Raw genomic sequence first — 18,442 nt, 5'->3', positions numbered from 1 at the left:
GCTCTCCACCCCCCCAGCCCCCCCGCCCCCCCCGGGCGCGTCGAGCGCCCCCCGCCCCCCCCCCGCCGCGCGCGTCACCTGAAGGAAATCTTCCGGTGTGATGCTCGGATCATGAACCTTGTGATCGAGGAGAACGCCGCACACCCCCGCCTGCCCGCCCTGCTCACCGCCTACCACCTCGCCACCGAGGCCGAGAAGGGCGCCGCGGTGACCGGGCCCGCCGACCTGCCGGCCGCCCGCCGTGCCGAGGCCGAGGACCCCGTCACCGCCTTCGCCGCCGACACCGTGCTGCTCGCCGCCGCGCCGGAGACGGGCGAGGCCGTCGGCTGCCTCGTCCTGAAGGCCGGGCCCGTGCCCGAGGTCAAGCGGGTGTGGGTCGAGCCGGCGGCCCGCGGCCGGGGCCTCGCCGGGGCCCTGATGCGCGAGGCGCTGCGCCGGGCCGCCGCGGCCGGGGCCGAGCGCGTCCGGCTCACCGTCTGGGAGTGGCGCCAGGGCCCCCTCGCCCTCTACCGCAAGCTCGGCTTCGAGTCCGCCCCGTCCTGGGACGACCGCCCCGGCCTGCTCTGCCTGGAGAAGCGCCTCGCGCCCGGCGACCGCGTCGAGCTCCTCACCCCCGACGCCGTGCGGGAGCACACCGGGGGGCTCGCCGCGCTCCTCGTGGACGCCGTCGACGGCGGCGCCTCCGTCGGCTTCCTGGCGCCCGTGGAGCCGGCCGAGGCGGCCGCCTGGTGGGCCGGGACCGCGGGCACCCGGGACGTCTGGGCGGCCTTCGGGCCGGACGGCGCGGTCACCGGGGCCGTCACCCTCGCCCGTACCGCCACCGCCAACGGCCGCCACCGCGGCGAGATCGCCCGGCTCCTCGTCCACCGCTCGGCCCGCGGCCGGGGCCTCGGCCGCCGCCTCCTGGCCGCCGCCGAGGCCCACGCGGCCGCCACCGGCCTCACCCTCCTCGTCCTGGACACCCAGACCGACAGCCCCGCCGAGCGCCTGTACCGGGGCGCCGGCTGGACCGCGGCCGGCACCATCCCGGAGTACGCCGCCGACCCGGCCGGCGTCCTGCGGCCCACCACCCTCTACTACAAGGTCCTGGCGGCATGACGGCATGACGGCATGACGGCATGACGAAGGGCCCGGAAGCGCGATGCTTCCGGGCCCTTCACCCGTTCCGTGCGGCCGGGGTCAGCGCAGCTGCGCCGCCTCCGCCTGCCGCGCCTCCCGGCTCTCCCGCCGGTTGCCGCGGAAGGTGTTGACTCGGCGGGCCGTCGCGAAGAGGGGGATCACGGCGCCCAGCACGACCTGGAGGGCACAGCCGGCCTGGAGCAGGAACTGCCCGCCCGGGGCGTCGAACGCCCAGGCGGCCAGCATGGCCATCGCTCCGACGATCCAGCTGAGCATGGCCGCGGCGAGGACACCCCGCGGCTTGGGGTACTCGACCCGGCTCACCATCAGCCACGCCGTGCCGATGATCGCCAGCAGCGTCGGGATGAACGGCAGCTCAAGGAGGATGATCGAGACCACCGTCAGCGCGCCGAAGGGGCTCGGCATGCCCTGGAACATGCCGTCCTTCATCGTCACGCAGGAGAACCGGGCCAGCCGCAGCACCACGGCGAGCAGCACCACGATCGCGGCGACGGCCGAGACCTTCTGCTGCGCGTCGTCCGCGACCATGCCGTAGACGAGCACGAAGTACGCCGGGGCCAGACCGAAGCTGATCAGGTCCGACAGGTTGTCGAGCTCGGCGCCCATCGGCGAGCTGCGGAGCTTGCGCGCCACGATGCCGTCGAAGAGGTCGAAGATCGCCGCGCACAGCATCAGTATCACGGCGGTGGCGGCGCTGTTCCGCGCCATGCCCGTCTCCGTGCTGCCGGTGAGGTGCGGGATGAGGATGCCCGTGGTGGTGAAGTACACCGCCATGAAGCCACACGTGGCGTTGCCGAGCGTGAGGGCGTCCGCTATGGACAGCCTCAGCGACAGCGGCATCTCCTCCGCCTCTTCGGCCGCCTCCGCCTCGGCGTCGGCGACCCAGTCGGCGGCTCGTGTGTCGGGATCAATCACGGTCAATGCGAGTCACCCCCGCGGTCGTGACCTGTCCGACCTCGACGGCGACCTCGACACCCTCCGGGAGGTAGATGTCGACCCGCGAGCCGAAGCGGATCAGGCCGATCCGGTCACCCTGCTCGACCTTCGTCCCCTGCGGGATGTACGGCACGATGCGCCGCGCCACGGCACCCGCGATCTGGACCATCTCGATGTCACCGAGCTCGGTGTCGAAGTGCCAGACGACGCGCTCGTTGTTCTCGGACTCCTTGTTGAAGGCCGGGACGAAGCCGCCGGGGACGTGCTCGACCGAGGTCACCGTGCCGGCCAGCGGCGCACGGTTGACGTGCACGTTCAGCGGGCTCATGAAGATGGCGACCCGGGTGCGCCCGTCCTTCCACGGCATGATGCTCTGCACCACGCCGTCGGCCGGGGAGATGACGCGGCCCTGAGCGATCTCGCGCTCGGGGTCGCGGAAGAACCACAGCATGCCGGCCGCGAGCGCGGTGGTCGGCACGGCGATTGCCCTGGCGCGCTTCGAGCGGCCGGAGCGCGCGAGGCTGAGCGCCGCCGTGGCGACGGTCGGCAGAAGCCACGGCGATGCTCCGCGTGCGATGCGTACGCCCTTGAGGCTGTCGCGGTGTGCAGAGTTTGGGCTGTGGGGCATGGATGACCTTCGTAGCGGATGATGCCGCGCTGGCAACGGGGGACGGCGGCTTTCCGGCGATGCTATCGGTTGCGGGGCGCAACTGGGCAAGCCAGGAACCGAGTCGACGGCCGGAAGACGAGCACAGTGTGTGATCTTCTTCGCGGCCGAATCGACTCAAAACCGACAATCAGCCCTGGAAGCGGTACTCCTCCAGCAGGCGGCGGCCAATGATCATTTTCTGGATCTCGGCGGTACCTTCACCGATGAGCAGCATCGGCGCCTCACGGTAGAGGCGCTCGATCTCGTACTCCTTCGAGAACCCGTAGCCGCCGTGAATGCGGAAGGCATCCTCCACGACCTCCTTGCAGTATTCGGAGGCGAGGTACTTCGCCATCCCTGCTTCGAGGTCGTTTCGTTCCCCGGAGTCCTTTTTGCGTGCTGCGTTCACCATCATCGCATGGGCGGCCTCGACCTTGGTAGCCATTTCGGCCAGCTTGAACTGGATCGCCTGGTGCTGGGCGATCGGCTTTCCGAAAGTGTGACGCTGTTGGGCATACTGGACGCCGAGTTCGAAAGCACGCTGAGCGACGCCGCAACCACGGGCCGCCACGTTCACGCGGCCGACCTCGACGCCGTCCATCATTTGGTAAAACCCTCGCCCGGTGACCCCGCCGAGGACCCGATTGGCCGGAATGCGCAGGCCGTCCATGATGAGCTCGGTCGTGTCGACGCCCTTGTAGCCCATCTTGTCGATCTTGCCGGGGATGGTGAGGCCGGGGCGGACCTCTCCGAAGCCGGGCTCCTTCTCGACGAGGAAGGTCGTCATCGACTTGTGGGGCGCGGTGCCCTCGGGGTGGCCTTCGTCACTTCGGACGAGAACGGCGACCAGCGTTGACGTACCGCCGTTGGTCAGCCACATCTTCTGGCCGTTCAGGACGTACTCGTCGCCGTCCTTCACCGCCTTCGAGGTGATGGCCGACACGTCCGAGCCGAGGCCCGGCTCCGACATCGAGAACGCGCCGCGCGTCTCGCCGGCCGCCATCCGCGGAAGGAAGTACTCCTTCTGCTCCTGGGTGCCGTGCTGCTTCAGCATGTACGCGACGATGAAGTGGGTGTTGATGATGCCGGAGACCGACATCCAGCCGCGCGCGATCTCCTCCACGCACAGCGCGTAGGTGAGCAGCGACTCACCCAGGCCCCCGTACTCCTCGGGGATCATCAGACCGAAGACGCCGAGCTCCTTGAGCCCGTCCACGATCTGCTGGGGGTACTCGTCGCGGTGCTCCAGCTCGGTCGCGACCGGGATGATCTCCTTGTCGACGAAGTCCCGCACGGTGGCGAGGATCTCCTGCTGGACATCGGTCAGACCGTGGGTCTGGGCGAGTCGCGCCATGACTACTTCCCCTGTTCCTTCAGCTCGGGCCGGCCGGCCTGCTCGCCGCCGCGCGCCTCGATGTACTCGGCGGTCGGGACCATCACCTTGCGGCGGAAGACGCACACCAAGGTGCCGTCCTGCTTGTAGCCCTTGGTCTCGACGTAGACGATGCCGCGGTCGCTCTTCGACTTCGACGGCGTCTTGTCGAGGACCGTGGTCTCGCCGTAGATCGTGTCGCCGTGGAAGGTCGGCGCCACGTGCCGCAGCGACTCGATCTCCAGGTTGGCGATGGCCTTGCCGGAGACGTCCGGCACGGACATGCCGAGCAGCAGCGAGTAGATGTAGTTGCCGACGACGACGTTCTTCTTGAAGTCCGTCGTGTTCTCGGCGTAGTTCACATCCATGTGCAGCGGATGGTGGTTCATCGTCAGCAGGCAGAAGAGGTGGTCGTCGTACTCGGTGACCGTCTTTCCGGGCCAGTGCTTGTAGACGGCACCGACTTCGAACTCTTCGTAGGTACGGCCGAACTGCATCGCTCTCAGGCCTCCGGGATCTCGAACTTGCTGGTGCGCTGCATGCCGGCGGCACGGCCCTTGCCGGAGATGACCAGGGCCATCTTGCGGGACGCCTCGTCGATCATCTCGTCGCCGAGCATCGCGGAGCCCTTCTTCCCGCCGGCCTCGGACGTGTAGTAGTCGTACGCGTCGAGGATCAGCTCGGCGTGGTCGTAGTCCTCCTGCGACGGCGAGAAGATCTCGTTCGCGGCGGCGACCTGGTCCGGGTGGAGCACCCACTTGCCGTCGAAGCCCAGGGCCGCGGCGCGCTGCGCCACCGCCCGGTACCCCTCCTGGTTACGGATCTGGAGGTAGGGGCCGTCGATCGCCTGGAGGTTGTTGGCGCGGGCCGCCATCAGGATGCTCATCAGGATGTGGTGGTACGCGTCCGCCGGGTAGCCGGGCGGCTGCTCGCCGACGACCAGGGACTTCATGTTGATGGAGGCCATGAAGTCCGCCGGGCCGAAGATGATCGTCTCGACGCGCTGGGAGGCCTGGGCGATCGCGTTGACGTTGGTCAGGCCCTGGGCGTTCTCGATCTGCGCCTCGATGCCGATCTTGCCGACCTCGAAGCCCATCGTCTTCTCGATCTGGGTGAGCAGCAGGTCGAGCGCGACGATCTGCTGGGCGTCCTGGACCTTCGGCAGCATGATGCAGTCGAGGTTCTGGCCGGCGCCCTCGACGACGGTGACGACGTCCCGGTACGTCCAGTGGGTCGTCCAGTCGTTGACGCGGACCACGCGGGTCTTGCCGGTCCAGTCGCCCTCGTTGAGGAACTTCACGATGGTGTGGCGGGCCTCGGGCTTGGCCAGCGGGGCGCAGGCGTCCTCCAGGTCGAGGAAGACCTGGTCGGCGGCGAGGCCCTGGGCCTTCTCCAGGAAGCGCGGGTTGGAGCCGGGCACCGCGAGACAGGAGCGGCGGGGGCGCAGCCGGTTCACAGGGGAAGCGGTGCTGGTCATGCGGGGACCTCCGTGCGTTCGAGGGGGTTCAGCTTGTTGGCTTTCCGGATCTCGTCGACGATACGGCCGATGATCTCGGTGATGCCGAAGTCCTTCGGGGTGAAGACCGCGGCGACGCCCGCCCGGCGCAGTTCCTCGCCGTCGGCGTGGGGGATGATCCCGCCCACCACGACCGGGATGTCGGTGGCGCCGGCGTCCCGGAGGCGGTCGAGGACGTCCGGGACGAGCTGGGCGTGCGAGCCGGAGAGGATCGACAGGCCGACGGCGTGCACGTCCTCCTCCAGGGCGGCGTCCACGATCTGCTCCGGGGTGAGCCGGATGCCCTGGTAGACCACCTCGAAGCCGGCGTCGCGGGCCCGGACGGCGATCTGCTCGGCGCCGTTGGAGTGCCCGTCGAGGCCCGGCTTGCCGACCAGGAAGCGGAGCTTGCCGATGCCCAGGTCCTCGGCGGTCCGGTCGACCTTGCGGCGGACCTCGGCCAGCGGGGAGCCGGACTCGGCCGGCACGGCGACCGGGGCGGAGGAGACGCCGGTGGGGGCGCGGTACTCGCCGAAGACCTCGCGCAGCGCCCCGGCCCACTCGCCGGTGGTGACACCGGCGCGGGCGCACTCCAGGGTGGCCTCCATGAGGTTCTCGGTGCCCCGCGCGGCCTCCTTGAGCTGCTCCAGGGCCTGCTGGGTCGTCGGGAAGACGAACGGGTCGCCGTTGCCCTGGCGGTCCGTGGACTCCTGCCGCTCGGCGCGCCAGCGGGTGACGGCGTCGACCACGCGGGCCTCGACGGCCGGGTCGACGGTCTGGATCGCGGTGTCGAGGTCGGCGGTGAGCGGGTTCGGCTCGGTCGTCTCGAAGACGTTCACGCCGACGATCTTGTCCTCGCCGGACTCGATCCGGGCGCGCCGCTCGGCGTGCGAGGAGACCAGCTGGGCCTTGAGGTAGCCGGACTCGACGGCGGCCATCGCGCCGCCCATCTCCTGGATCCGGTCGATCTCGGCCAGGCACTCGTCCACGAGGGCGTCGACCTTGGCCTCGATGACGTGGGAGCCGGCGAAGATGTCCTCGTACTCCAGCAGGTCGGACTCGTGGGCGAGGACCTGCTGGATGCGCAGCGACCACTGCTGGTCCCAGGGCCGGGGGAGGCCCAGGGCCTCGTTCCAGGCCGGGAGCTGGACGGCGCGGGCGCGGGCGTCCTTGGAGAGGGTGACGGCCAGCATCTCCAGGACGATCCGCTGGACGTTGTTCTCCGGCTGGGCCTCGGTGAGGCCGAGCGAGTTGACCTGGACGCCGTAGCGGAAGCGCCGCTGCTTGGCGTCCTCGATCCCGTACCGCTCGCGGGTGATCGTGTCCCAGATGCGGCCGAAGGCGCGCATCTTGCACATCTCCTCGATGAAGCGGACGCCCGCGTTCACGAAGAAGGAGATGCGGGCGACGACCTCGCCGAACCGCTCCTCGGGCACCTGGCCCGAGGCGCGGACGGAGTCGAGGACCGCGATGGCGGTGGACATCGCGTACGAGATCTCCTGGACCGGAGTGGCCCCCGCCTCCTGCAGGTGGTAGCTGCAGATGTTGATCGGGTTCCACTTCGGGATGTTGTTGACCGTGTACGCGATCATGTCGGTCGTGAGGCGGAGCGAGGGGCCGGGCGGGAAGACGTGCGTCCCGCGCGACAGGTACTCCTTCACGATGTCGTTCTGCGTGGTGCCCTGGAGCCTGGTGATGTCCGCACCCTGCTCCTCGGCCGCCACCTGGTAGAGCGCCAGGAGCCACATCGCCGTGGCGTTGATGGTCATCGAGGTGTTCATCTGCTCCAGGGGGATGTCCTGGAACAGCCGGCGCATGTCACCGAGGTGCGAGACGGGGACGCCGACCCGGCCGACCTCGCCGCGGGCGAGGACGTGGTCGGGGTCGTAGCCCGTCTGGGTCGGCAGGTCGAAGGCGACCGACAGACCGGTCTGACCCTTGGCGAGGTTGCGCCGGTACAGCTCGTTGGACGCCTCGGCGGTCGAGTGACCGGCGTACGTCCGCATGAGCCACGGCCGGTCCTTCTGGCGCTCAGTCATCTTCGGGACCTCAGATGTTCCGGAAGCGGTTGATGGCGTCGATGTGCTGGGCGCGGAGCTCGGGGTCGCTGACGCCCAGGCCCTCCTCGGGCGCGAGCGCGAGGACGCCGACCTTGCCCTGGTGCAGGTTGCGGTGGACGTCGTAGGCGGCCTGGCCGGTCTCGTCCAGCGAGTAGACCTTGGAGAGGGTGGGGTGGATCTTGCCCTTGGAGATCAGGCGGTTGGCCTCCCACGCCTCGCGGTAGTTGGCGAAGTGCGAGCCGATGATCCGCTTCAGCGACATCCACAGGTAGCGGTTGTCGTACTGGTGCATGTAGCCCGAGGTGGAGGCGCAGGTGGTGATCGTGCCGCCCTTGCGGGTGACGTAGACGGAGGCGCCGAAGGTCTCGCGGCCCGGGTGCTCGAAGACGATGTCGATGTCCTCGCCGCCGGTCAGCTCGCGGATCTTGGAGCCGAAGCGCTTCCACTCGCGCGGGTCCTGGGTGTTCTCGTCCTTCCAGAACCGGTAGCCCTCGGCGTTGCGGTCGATGACCGCCTCGGCGCCCATGGAGCGGCAGATGTCGGCCTTCTCCGGGGAGGAGACGACACAGATCGGGTTGGCGCCGCCGGCCAGGGCGAACTGGGTGGCGTAGGAGCCGAGGCCGCCGCTGGCGCCCCAGATGAGGACGTTGTCGCCCTGCTTCATGCCGGCGCCGTTGCGGGAGACCAGCTGGCGGTAGGCGGTCGAGTTGACCAGGCCGGGCGCGGCGGCCTCCTCCCAGCTGAGGTGCCGCGGCTTCGGCATCAGCTGGTTGGACTTGACGAGCGCGATCTCGGCGAGGCCGCCGAAGTTGGTCTCGAAGCCCCAGATCCGCTGCTCGGGGTCGAGCATGGTGTCGTTGTGGCCGTCGGAGGACTCCAGCTCGACCGACAGACAGTGCGCGACGACCTCGTCGCCCGGGTTCCAGGCGTTGACGCCCGGGCCGGTGCGCAGGACGACGCCGGCGAGGTCGGAGCCGATGACGTGGTACGGCAGGTCGTGGCGCTTGGTGAGCTCGGAGAGGCGTCCGTAGCGCTCCAGGAAGCCGAAGGTCGAGACCGGCTCGAAGATCGAGGTCCAGACCGAGTTGTAGTTCACGGAGCTGGCCATGACGGCGACGAGCGCCTCGCCCGGGCCGAGCTCGGGCAGCGCGACCTGGTCGAGGTGGAGCGACTTGCGGGGGTCCTTGTCGCGGCTGGCGACTCCGGCGAACATCTCCGCCTCGTCCTTGTGGACGGTGACGGCCCGGTACGACTCGGGGAGCTTGATGTTCGCGAAGTCGGCGGACGTGGCGTCCGGCGACTGGATCGCGTCCAGGATTTCCTTCACGGTGTGCCTCCGGCGGAGAGCGTCCGGGAGCGGACGCCTGAGGGATACGTCGGGGAGTGCTGCTGCTGTGGAGGTGTGCCGTCGGTTCGGCTCGGGTGGTGCGGTGGCGGCGCCGGTGGTGGGGCGCGAGGGTGCCTGTGACGCAGGCGTCCGGGCGCACGGCCGTAGGGCTGCGGGGACAGCCGGAACACGGTCTTTCGCTGTGCTCCGGCCGCCCGGACAACATCAACGTATGGCACGCCGTGTCACGTGACAAGGCACTCGGTGCCAACAATTTCTCTCAGATGCGAAAAGGTGCTCACGGATGAGCGATGATCGATCGAATGGGCCCGTGAGCTGGGACAACGCGACGAGGGCCGCCCCCGGAAAACCGGGGGCGGCCCTCGTGTCGGACCTTCGAAGGTGCGGGAGAAGTGCCTCTCAGCCCTTCGTGAGTGCCTGCTGGATGGTCCGCATGACCTCGTCCAGCGGAGCGTCGGTACGGGCCACGGCGACCACCACGTCACCCGAGGCGGCGACCCGGGCCGGCGGCGCCTCCTGAGGCGTCCGTTCGGCCTGCTGGGGGGAGGGGGCCGGGCGCCCCGCGCCTATGCCCGTCCCGAAGGTCTCCCGGACGATCGCGAAGGCGTGGTCGAGCTGGCTCTCCACGTCGCCCTGGCCGCCGGCCCGCAGCCACCGCCGCAGCACGTGGTTGTGGGCGGTGACCACCGCCGAGGCCGCCACCTCGGCGAGCAGCGGGTCGTCGTTGCCGTCGTGGTGGTCCCGCTCGTCGAAGTGGCCCAGCAGATAGCGGGTGAAGAGCCGCTCGTAGCGGGCCACCGAGGCGATCTCGCGCTCCCGCAGCGTCGGCACCTCACGGGTCAGCCGGTAGCGCGCCACGGAGATCGCGGGAGAGCCCGCGTACATCTTCATGACCTCCTTGATGCCCCGGCACACGGTGTCCAGCGGGTGCTCGTGCGGCGGGGCCGCGTTCAGCACCGCCTCCGCCCGCACCAGCGTGTCGTCGTGGTCCGGGAAGATCGCCTCCTCCTTGGACCGGAAGTGGCGGAAGAAGGTCCGCCGGGCCACCCCGGCCGCCGCCGCGATCTCGTCGACCGTGGTGGCCTCGTACCCCTTCGTCGCGAAGAGCTCCATCGCGGCGGCCGCCAGCTCCCGCCGCATCTTCAGCCGCTGCGCGGCGGCACGGGTCCCCGCCGCGCTCTCCTGAGCGTCGGACGGAGAGGTGGCACGGGGTGTCTTCACGGCCTTGGGCATGACCCGAACGTACTGCATCCGTGCAGGAAGACGCGCCCGCGGGGGCGGGCCGCCGAAGGGCTCGAGCAGCCCGCCCCACCCCTGTCCCGGATCGGTGGGCTCAGCGCCGGGCATATTCGCGGAAGCCGCGCCCCGTCTTGCGGCCGAGGCAGCCGGCCGCCACCAGGTGCTCCAGGAGCGGCGCCGGGGCCAGGCCCGGGTCGCGGAACTCGCGGTGCAGCACCTTCTCGATCGCCAGCGAGACGTCCAGGCCGACCACGTCCAGGAGCTCGAACGGCCCCATCGGGTAGCCGCCGCCCAGCTTCATCGCCGTGTCGATGTCGTCCAGCGTCGCGTAGTGCTCCTGGACCATCTTGACCGCGTTGTTCAGGTACGGGAACAGCAGCGCGTTCACGATGAAGCCGGCCCGGTCGCCGCAGTCCACACCGTGCTTGCGGATCTTCGCGGTGACCTCGCGGACGGTGGCGTGCACGTCGTCGGCGGTCAGCACCGTGCGGACGATCTCGACCAGCTTCATCGCCGGCGCCGGGTTGAAGAAGTGCATCCCGATGACGTCCTGCGGGCGCGTGGTGGCCTTGGCGCAGGCCACCACCGGCAGCGAGGAGGTCGTGGTGGCGAGCACCGCGCCCGGCTTGCAGATCTTGTCCAGGCGGGCGAAGAGCTCCTGCTTGATCCCCAGGTCCTCGGCGACCGCCTCGACCGCCAGGTCGACGTCGGCGAAGGCGTCCAGCGAACCGGCCGGGGTGATCCGGGCCAGCGTCTCGTCACGGGCCTCGCCGGTCAGCCGGCCCTTGTCCACCGAGCGGGCCAGCGACTTGGCGATGTACGCCTTGGCCGCGTCCGCCTTCTCCTGCGAGCGGGCGGCGAGGACGACGTCGTACCCGGCCTTGGCGAAGACCTCGGCGATGCCGGAGGCCATCGTGCCCGAGCCGGCCACGCCCACCGAGCGCACCTCGCGGCCCGCGCCGCCGGCGCCCGAGGCCGCGGGGGTCTGCGCGTCGGCGACCTTCTCGGCCGCGCCCGGCGCCGCGTACGTGTAGAAGCCGCGGCCCGCCTTGCGGCCGGTCAGACCGGCCTCGGAGAGCTGCTTCAGGATCGGGGCGGGGGCGTGCAGCCGGTCGTGGGACGCCTGGTACATCGCGTCGAGGACGGTACGGGCGGTGTCGATGCCCACCAGGTCGAGCAGCTCCAGCGGGCCCATCGGCAGGCCGCAGCCCAGCTTCATCGCCGCGTCGATGTCCTCGCGGGAGGCGTAGCGGGCCTCGTACATGGCCGCCGCCTGGTTCAGGTAGCCGAAGAGCAGGCCGTCCGCGATGAAGCCGGCCCGGTCGCCGACCGCGACCGGCTCCTTGCCGAGGTCCTCGGCCAGTCGGGTGACGGCGTCCACCGCGCGCGGGTCGGTCAGCACCGAGGAGACCACCTCGACCAGCTTCATCGCCTGCACCGGCGCGAAGAAGTGCAGGCCGAGGACGCGCTCCGGGTGCGCCGAGTCGGCGGCGAGCCGGGTCACCGAGAGGGCGTTGGTGCCGGTGGCGAGGATGGCGTCCGGCCGGACGATCCCGTCGAGCGCCCGGAACACCTCCTGCTTGGTCTCGTACGCCTCCGGGACCACCTCGATGACGAGGTCGGCCGCGGCGGCGGCCTGGAGGTCCGAGTAGACGCGGAAGCGCGCCAGCGCGTCCTGCCGCTCGTCCTCGGTGATGCGCTCACGGGCCACGGCGCGGGCGGTGGACGCCTCCAGGGCGGCGACGGCCCGGGCGGCCGCGGACTCGCTGATGTCGATGCCGACGACCTCGCGGCCGGCCCGGACGAGGACGTCGGCGATGCCGGTGCCCATGGTGCCGAGACCGACGACGGCGATGGTGGAGAGAGGGGTGTCCATCAGGGGACTCCTGGGAGGAAGAGTGACGACTGAGGGCGGTGCGCGCGCGGAGGGAGAAGGGGCGCGGGAAATACCGGGAGCGCGGTCGGCCGCCCGGAGGCGGCGCCGCGGTGTACGGGGGTACGGCCCCGGCGCACGGCGGCGAGGGCCTGGGAAAAGAAAGGACGAAGGCTCTGTCCCTGAGCCGCGTCGAGAACTGCCGAACCGACCAGCGCTCACCACGGCTGCGTCACCAGGCCGCGGCGAGAAGTGCGGGGGTTCCCCGCTCACTTGAGATTAACCGGCGGGTAACGAGCGCGCCAGTCCTGGGAAGTCGGGAAAATGTGATGTGGATCGCGGATAGCCTCGGATTCATGGAAAACGCCGAGGGATTCTCCGCGGATCCCGAATTCTGCTCGATGATCGATCGATTGCGGGACGAGATCGAGAACGAAGAAGGAACCGTTCCCGCCGCATTCGGAGAACTCGCCGCCACCACCGATCCCGAGGAACTCCACGCCCGGCTCACCGCCCCGGGGCAGCCGCTCTGGGCCCGCGAGATCGCCGCCTACCGGCTCGGCACGACCGGCGACCCGCGCGCCTTCGAGGCCCTGGTCCTCCTGCTCAACCACCGGGACCCCGAGCGCTGCGTCACCGCCGCCCACGCCCTCGTCCGGCTCGGCGACCCGCGCACCGCCCGGGCCGCCGCCGCCCTGGCCACCAACGAACTCCGGGCCGCCTACGCCCTCTTGCCGGTACGGCTGCTCGCCGACCTGCGGGCCCCGGAGTCCGTCCCGGCCCTCGTCACCGTCCTGGAGCGCCGGCTCGCCGCCGGCGACCCCCACTGGCGGGTCGGCCTGGCCTGCGTCGAGGGCCTCGGCGCCCTGGGCGACCCCCTGGCCCGGGACGTCCTGGAAGCCGCCCTCCCGCACCCCCGGCTAGGCCGCGCCGCCGAGCGCTCGCTGGCCCTGCTCGGCGGCCCGGCGGTCTGACCCGGCGCGGCCCCGGGCCGCGGCGAGGACCCCGGCGAGCCCGACGACGACCGGCGGGAGCGCCGCCAGCGCGAAGCAGACGACCAGCGGGAGCCGGCCCACCAGCAGCCCCGCTCCGGCGGTCGACGCCGTGTTGCCCGCGTTGAAGGCCGTGTTCACCCAGGCGCCGGCCCGGGTGCGCCGCTCGGCCGCGACGGCCTCGTCGGCGAGCAGATACGCGGTCGTGAGCGCCGGCGCCACGCACAGCCCGCCCAGCGCGACCCCCGCGACCAGGACGTACGGATGCGGTGCCAGCCCCGTCGCGCCGAGCACCGCGCCGAGCGCGAGCCCCAGGACCGCGAGCCGGGTCGCGAGCGAGCCCCGCCACGGCACCGCCCCGAACAGCAGACCGCCGACGGCGCTGCCCGCGGAGAGGGCCGCCATCGCCCACGGCATCAGCCCGGGCCGTCCGGCCGCGTCCGTGAACGCCACCACCAGCAGCTCCACCGCCCCCAGGCAGAGGCCCACGGCGGCCGACCCGGCCACCGCCGGGCCGAGACCGCGCAGGGACGTTCCGTCGTGCGGTGCGGCGGCGGGGGCCGCCGCCGCGCCCGGCACGGACCTGGTCAGCGGCGAGGCCGTGAAGAGCAGACCGCCCGTCAGGATCAGGGCCGCGCCCAGCGCGAGCCCGGCCGCCGGCGTCGCCGCCAGCAGCACCAGCCCCACCAGCAACGGGCCCGTGACGAAGAGCAGTTCCTCCGCCACCGTGTCCAGGCTGTACGCCCGCCGCAGCAGGTCCCGGTCGGAGAGCAGCCGGCTCCACAGGGCCCGCATCACCGGCCCCAGCGGCGGCGTCACCGTGCCCGCCACGGCCGACAGGGCCACCAGGACGGCGCCCGGGGTGCCGGGCCGGGCACAGACCGCGGCGAGGGCGGCCAGCAGCGCCCCGTACCCGAGGATCAGCGGCGGGAGGGCGCGGCCGGGGCCGTACCGGTCGACGAGGGAGGCCCGGGCCGGCGACAGCACGACGGAGGTGAGCCCGAAGGCGGCGAGCGCGGTGCCGGCCGTGGCGTACGAGCCGGTCGTCGCCTTCACGGCGAGCAGCAGGGAGAGCGGGGCCGTCCCGTAGGAGAGCCGGCCGAGCAGGGCGGCGCCGAAGGTCCGGCGCGCGTGCGGGGCCCGCAGGACCGCCGCGTACGAGGGGACGCGGGCAGGCGTGAGGGCGGGGGGTGACACGGACATGGTGGTGTTCCTCGAAGGAGGGCGCGCGTCACCCTTCGGGGGAGCGCGCCGGGCGTGCGGGGACGGCGGGACGCCGCGCCGGGGACAGGCCCTGGGCACGGTCGTCGGAACGCCGACTCCTACGCACGGAAGAGGAACACGCGGGTCAACGTATCAGCCGCAGCTCCGGCTGTCCGTCCTGCGGACGCCGCTCCGGGACCAGCGCGAACGCCTCCACCTCCATCAGCAGTTCGGGCCGCACCAGTGCGTCCACCTGCACCGCCGAGCTCGCGGGCAGCGGCAGCCCGGCGAAGGCCGCGTCCCGCGCGTCCCGCAGGGCCGGGAGGTGCGCCACGTCCGTGAGGAAGTAGGTCAGCTTCACCACGTCCCCGAAGCCCGCGCCGGCGGCGGCCAGGCAGCGCTCCAGGTTCGCGAAGACCTGCCGGGCCTGCGCGGCCGGGTCGCCCGCGCCCACCACGGCCCCCGAGGCGTCGAGAGCGATCTGGCCGGAGATCGCGACGAACCGGCCCGTGCCCCAGACGACGTGGCTGTACTGCGGGCTGGGCGCGACGCCCTCGGGAGCGGCGACGTGGGTCAGGTGGCTGGTCATGCCCCACATCCTCGCGCACGCCACTGACAACGCCCGCGCCCTGGAGGGGCGCGGGCGTCAGGAGTGACGAGGAGCACAGGTCAGCGCACGTGCCCCAGGAGTCCGTGCAGGGTCGTCCCGGACGGCAGGACCCGGGCAGACGCCTTCTTGACGGCGGCCTTCTCGGTGACCTTGGTCGCGGGCTTCTCGGTGGACTTCTTCTTCTCGGTGTCCTTCTTCGCAGGTGCCGGGTCGGGCTTCGGCGCCGGGAGGGCGGCGCAGACCGCGTCCACCTCGGACCCGCCCTCGGCCCGCGGCACGGCGCCGGTGGCGAGGAAGGTGCTCAGGTGCTCGTCGAGGCAGTCGTTGCCGGCGAGCGTGACGCCGTGGTTCCCGCCGCCCTCCTCGACGACCAGGCTGGAGCCGCGGACCATCCGGTGCAGGGCGAGTCCGCCCTCGTACGGGGTGGCGGCGTCGTCGGTGGCCTGGAGGATGAGGACCGGCGGCAGCTGGTCGTTGCTGACGTCCGGCGGGGTGAGCGGCTCCACCGGCCAGAACGCGCAGGGCGCGTTGTACCAGGCGTTGTTCCAGGTCGAGAAGGGCGCCTTGGCGTGGACGTCCCAGTTGTCCTTCCGCCAGACGTTCCAGTCCTTGGGCCAGGCGGCGTCCCGGCACTGGACGGCGGTGTAGACGGAGTAGCCGTTGTCGGCGGCGGAGTCGGCCTCGCCGTACCGCTCGTAGGCGGCGGTGAGCGGGGCCGGGTCCCGCTCGTTCACGTACGCCGAGAACGCGCTCGCCAGCTTCGGCCAGTAGCCGTCGTAGTACCCGCCGGGCAGGAAGGTGTCCTCCAGCTCGCCGGGGCCGACCTTGCCGCCGGCCGGGGAGTCGCGCAGCTCCTCGCGCATCCGGTACCAGGCGGCCTCGACGGCGGCCGGGTCGGTGCCGAGGCCGTAGGCGGCGTCGTGCTCGGCCACCCAGGCCATGAAGTCCTTGTGGCGGGTGTCGAAGGCGTAGTCCTGCGCGATGTTGTCCTCGTACCAGACGCCGTTCGGGTTGACGACGGAGTCCAGCGCCATGCGTCCCACCCGCTCCGGGTACAGCCGGGCGTAGACCGCGCCCAGGTAGGTCCCGTACGAGTAGCCGAGGTAGTGGAGCCGCTCCGCGTCGAGTGCCTTCCGGATGAGGTCCAGGTCGCGGGCGGTGGAGACGGTGTCGATGTACGGGAGGACGTCGGCGTGCTTCTTGCCGCAGGCGGCGGCGAACGCCTGGGCGCGCTCCAGGGCGTTGCGTTCGGCGTCGGTGCCGCGCGGCACCGAGTCGGGGCGGACCGGGTCGAAGTGGCCGGGCCGGCAGTCGAGCGCGGGCTCGCTCCTGCCGACGCCGCGCGGGTCGAAGCCGATGACGTCGTACCGGGCGGCGACCTCGGGGGGCAGCGAGGCGGCGACGTAGCCGGCCATGCCGCGTCCGCTGCCGCCCGGGCCGCCGGGATTGACCAGGAGGGGGCCCTCGGAGGTCTTGGCGGTGTGCGGGACCCGGGTCAGCGCGAGCGTGATGCTCCGGCCGGCCGGGTCGTCGTGGACGAGCGGCACCTTCAGGGTGGCGCACTGGAGCCGGGGGTACGCCTTCGTACCGCAGTCGGTCCAGGAGAGGGCGGGGAGGGGGCGGGGGGTCGGGTCACCGGTGCCTGCGGCGGACGCGGGCAGGACGGTGACCGTCCCGGCGACCAGCGCCCCAGCGGCGATCAGCATTCCTGCGCGGGTGGTCATGGAGCGTGGAGTGCCCCGCGGGGCACGGGACACGACCTGTTCCGCCGGTAATCGACCCGAACGGAGGGGGCGATGACGGCGTGTCAGGTGACCTTGCGGCGTGTCGCCGGGGTCAGAGCAGGGTGAGCTGTTCCGGATCGCCGGACGGCGGGGCGGGGGAGGGGTGCGGGACGCGCCGGGGGGCCGCCCGGTGGGCCGGTCCGATGCCGTACTCGGCGGCCAGTTCGTGGACCTGGCGGGTGATCCGGCGCTGGTACCAGGTCGGCGCGTAGGCCCCGCCGGCGTACATCCGCTCGTACCGTCCGACCAGCTGGGGGTGGTGGCGGGCGAGCCAGCTCATGAACCACTCGCGGGCACCGGGCCGCAGATGGAGGACGAGCGGGGTGACGGAGACGGCGCCGGCCTCGGCGATGGCGCGGACGGTGGCGCGCAGCTGCTCGGGGGAGTCGCCGAGGAAGGGGACGACGGGGGCCATCAGGACGCCGCAGCCGATGCCGTGCTCGCCGAGGACGCGGACCACGTCGAGGCGGCGGTGCGGGGAGGGCGTGCCGGGCTCGACGGTGCGCCACAGCTCCTCGTCGGTGAAGCCGACCGAGACGGAGACGCCGACCTCGGTGACCTCGGCGGCCTGGGTGAGCAGCTCCAGGTCGCGCAGGATCAGGGTGCCCTTGGTGAGGATCGAGAAGGGGTTGGCCCGGTCGCGCAGTGCCGTGAGGATGCCGGGCATGAGCCGGTACCGGCCCTCGGCCCGCTGGTAGCAGTCGACGTTGGTGCCCATGGCGATGTGGGCGCCCTGCCAGCGGCGGGAGGCGAGCTGGCGGGTGAGCAGTTCGGCGGCGTTGACCTTGACCACGATCTGGGAGTCGAAGCCGAGGCCGGTGTCGAGGTCCAGGTAGCTGTGGGTCTTCCTCGCGAAACAGTAGACGCACGCGTGCGTGCAGCCGCGGTACGGGTTCACGGTCCACTCGAACGGCATCCGGGAGGCGCCGGGGACCCGGTTGAGGATGGTGCGGGCGCGGACCTCGTGGAAGGTGATCCCCCGGAACTCGGGGGTGTCGAAGGTGCGGGTCGTGACCGCGTCCATGCCGAACAGGGCGGTGTCGGCGGGCGCGGGCGGGGTCTCGCCCAGATGGTCCCAGCGCATGGACGCCTCCTCGATCGACTTCGTTCGTACGTTCGACTCCTGTGGACCCCAGAATAGAACATCTGTTCTCTTGATCGTCGCAACCCGGATTTCGCGCCCCGCGAGGCACGTGGTTCGCTTGGCCCACACCCCTGGAAGAACCCATGACAGCTGGAGGAAATGCGATGGCGCAGGTCGAGGCCACGACGGAACGGATCATCGCGGCGGACGCGGAGACCGTGTTCGACACGCTGGCCGACTACAGCGGCGCGCGCGCGAAGCTGCTGCCCGAGCACTTCAGCGAGTACGAGGTGCGCGAGGGCGGCGACGGCGAGGGCACCCTCGTCCACTGGAAGCTCCAGGCCACCAGCAAGCGCGTCCGCGACTGCCTCCTGGAGGTCACCGAGCCCACCGACGGACAGCTCGTCGAGAAGGACCGCAACTCCTCCATGGTCACCACCTGGACCGTGACCCCGGCCGGCGAGGGCAGGTCCCGCGCCGTCGTCACCACCGTCTGGAACGGCGCCGGCGGCATCGGCGGCTTCTTCGAGCGGACCTTCGCCCCCAAGGGCCTGGCCCGGATCTACGACGCCGTGCTCGCCAACCTGGCGGCCGAGACCGAGAAGTAACGCCCGGGGCGTTCACCGATTCGAGTGGATTCCCCGCCGCCCCCGTACC

General features: G+C 71.6%; 16 protein-coding genes and 1 pseudogene. 4 read left to right on the top strand and 13 right to left on the bottom strand.

Annotated features, from left to right (window positions below; all coding sequences use genetic code 11):
• Nucleotides 1-111 precede the first annotated feature (111 nt).
• Nucleotides 112-519: pseudogene (locus ACFW1I_RS22165) on the top strand (GNAT family N-acetyltransferase); the annotation flags it as partial.
• Nucleotides 520-621: 102 nt separating this feature from the next.
• The gene (locus ACFW1I_RS22160) at nucleotides 622-1,098 is read left to right on the top strand and encodes a GNAT family N-acetyltransferase (RefSeq protein ID WP_384672589.1); all 477 of its coding nucleotides are present in this window, start codon (nucleotides 622-624) and stop codon (nucleotides 1,096-1,098) included.
• A gap of 81 nt (nucleotides 1,099-1,179) precedes the next feature.
• On the opposite strand, the gene pssA is transcribed toward ACFW1I_RS22160, so the two are convergent.
• The 9 genes from pssA to ACFW1I_RS22115 all read right to left on the bottom strand — a co-directional run bounded on the left by pssA (nucleotide 1,180) and on the right by ACFW1I_RS22115 (nucleotide 12,115).
• Nucleotides 1,180-2,055: a CDP-diacylglycerol--serine O-phosphatidyltransferase gene (gene pssA / locus ACFW1I_RS22155; RefSeq protein ID WP_384672586.1), complete on the bottom strand. Its 876-nt coding sequence runs from the start codon at nucleotides 2,053-2,055 to the stop codon at nucleotides 1,180-1,182.
• A complete protein-coding gene (locus tag ACFW1I_RS22150) occupies nucleotides 2,048-2,704 on the bottom strand; it encodes a phosphatidylserine decarboxylase (RefSeq protein ID WP_030497080.1) in 657 nt (218 codons plus the stop codon). The genes pssA and ACFW1I_RS22150 overlap by 8 nt, the downstream gene beginning before the upstream one ends.
• Nucleotides 2,705-2,873: 169 nt before the next feature.
• Nucleotides 2,874-4,079, bottom strand: coding sequence for an acyl-CoA dehydrogenase family protein (locus ACFW1I_RS22145; RefSeq protein ID WP_031004478.1), 1,206 nt, complete (start codon nucleotides 4,077-4,079; stop codon nucleotides 2,874-2,876).
• A gap of 2 nt (nucleotides 4,080-4,081) precedes the next feature.
• Nucleotides 4,082-4,594: a MaoC family dehydratase gene (locus tag ACFW1I_RS22140; RefSeq protein ID WP_318101974.1), complete on the bottom strand. Its 513-nt coding sequence runs from the start codon at nucleotides 4,592-4,594 to the stop codon at nucleotides 4,082-4,084.
• A 5-nt stretch (nucleotides 4,595-4,599) separates the two neighbouring features.
• A complete protein-coding gene (locus ACFW1I_RS22135; RefSeq protein WP_384672583.1) occupies nucleotides 4,600-5,574 on the bottom strand; it encodes an HpcH/HpaI aldolase/citrate lyase family protein in 975 nt (324 codons plus the stop codon).
• Nucleotides 5,571-7,631: a protein meaA gene (locus ACFW1I_RS22130; RefSeq protein WP_384672581.1), complete on the bottom strand. Its 2,061-nt coding sequence runs from the start codon at nucleotides 7,629-7,631 to the stop codon at nucleotides 5,571-5,573. The genes ACFW1I_RS22135 and ACFW1I_RS22130 overlap by 4 nt, the downstream gene beginning before the upstream one ends.
• 10 nt (nucleotides 7,632-7,641) lie before the next feature.
• Nucleotides 7,642-8,979, bottom strand: coding sequence for a crotonyl-CoA carboxylase/reductase (gene ccrA / locus ACFW1I_RS22125; protein ID WP_384672579.1), 1,338 nt, complete (start codon nucleotides 8,977-8,979; stop codon nucleotides 7,642-7,644).
• Nucleotides 8,980-9,399: 420 nt separating this feature from the next.
• Nucleotides 9,400-10,233, bottom strand: a complete 834-nt coding sequence (locus ACFW1I_RS22120) for a TetR family transcriptional regulator (protein ID WP_384672577.1) — start codon at nucleotides 10,231-10,233, stop codon at nucleotides 9,400-9,402.
• 100 nt (nucleotides 10,234-10,333) lie between these two features.
• Entirely contained in the window at nucleotides 10,334-12,115 is a 1,782-nt protein-coding gene (locus ACFW1I_RS22115) for a 3-hydroxyacyl-CoA dehydrogenase family protein (protein ID WP_384672574.1), read from the bottom strand.
• A 353-nt stretch (nucleotides 12,116-12,468) separates the two neighbouring features.
• Here ACFW1I_RS22115 and ACFW1I_RS22110 point away from each other — a divergent pair, with 353 nt between their 5' ends.
• Nucleotides 12,469-13,086, top strand: coding sequence for a HEAT repeat domain-containing protein (locus ACFW1I_RS22110; protein ID WP_384672572.1), 618 nt, complete (start codon nucleotides 12,469-12,471; stop codon nucleotides 13,084-13,086).
• On the opposite strand, the gene ACFW1I_RS22105 is transcribed toward ACFW1I_RS22110, so the two are convergent.
• The 4 genes from ACFW1I_RS22105 to ACFW1I_RS22090 all read right to left on the bottom strand — a co-directional run bounded on the left by ACFW1I_RS22105 (nucleotide 13,033) and on the right by ACFW1I_RS22090 (nucleotide 17,785).
• Nucleotides 13,033-14,307 (bottom strand): MFS transporter, encoded by a 1,275-nt coding sequence (locus ACFW1I_RS22105; RefSeq protein ID WP_384672570.1) that lies wholly within the window; start codon nucleotides 14,305-14,307, stop codon nucleotides 13,033-13,035. The genes ACFW1I_RS22110 and ACFW1I_RS22105 overlap by 54 nt on opposite strands.
• A gap of 145 nt (nucleotides 14,308-14,452) precedes the next feature.
• Nucleotides 14,453-14,896, bottom strand: coding sequence for a RidA family protein (locus ACFW1I_RS22100; RefSeq protein ID WP_384672569.1), 444 nt, complete (start codon nucleotides 14,894-14,896; stop codon nucleotides 14,453-14,455).
• Nucleotides 14,897-14,976: 80 nt separating this feature from the next.
• A complete protein-coding gene (locus ACFW1I_RS22095) occupies nucleotides 14,977-16,641 on the bottom strand; it encodes an alpha/beta hydrolase (protein WP_384672567.1) in 1,665 nt (554 codons plus the stop codon).
• A gap of 112 nt (nucleotides 16,642-16,753) precedes the next feature.
• A complete protein-coding gene (locus ACFW1I_RS22090) occupies nucleotides 16,754-17,785 on the bottom strand; it encodes an Rv2578c family radical SAM protein (RefSeq protein WP_384672565.1) in 1,032 nt (343 codons plus the stop codon).
• Nucleotides 17,786-17,949: 164 nt separating this feature from the next.
• Here ACFW1I_RS22090 and ACFW1I_RS22085 point away from each other — a divergent pair, with 164 nt between their 5' ends.
• Complete coding sequence (locus ACFW1I_RS22085) at nucleotides 17,950-18,393, top strand: SRPBCC family protein (RefSeq protein ID WP_384672563.1); 444 nt, start codon at nucleotides 17,950-17,952, stop codon at nucleotides 18,391-18,393.
• Nucleotides 18,394-18,442 lie beyond the last annotated feature (49 nt).

Source organism: Streptomyces sp. NPDC058955, from assembly GCF_042741435.1.
Lineage (GTDB): Bacteria > Actinomycetota > Actinomycetes > Streptomycetales > Streptomycetaceae > Streptomyces.
The sequence above is the reverse complement of the archived record's forward strand: the minus strand, read 5'-3'. Positions and strand labels throughout refer to the sequence as shown.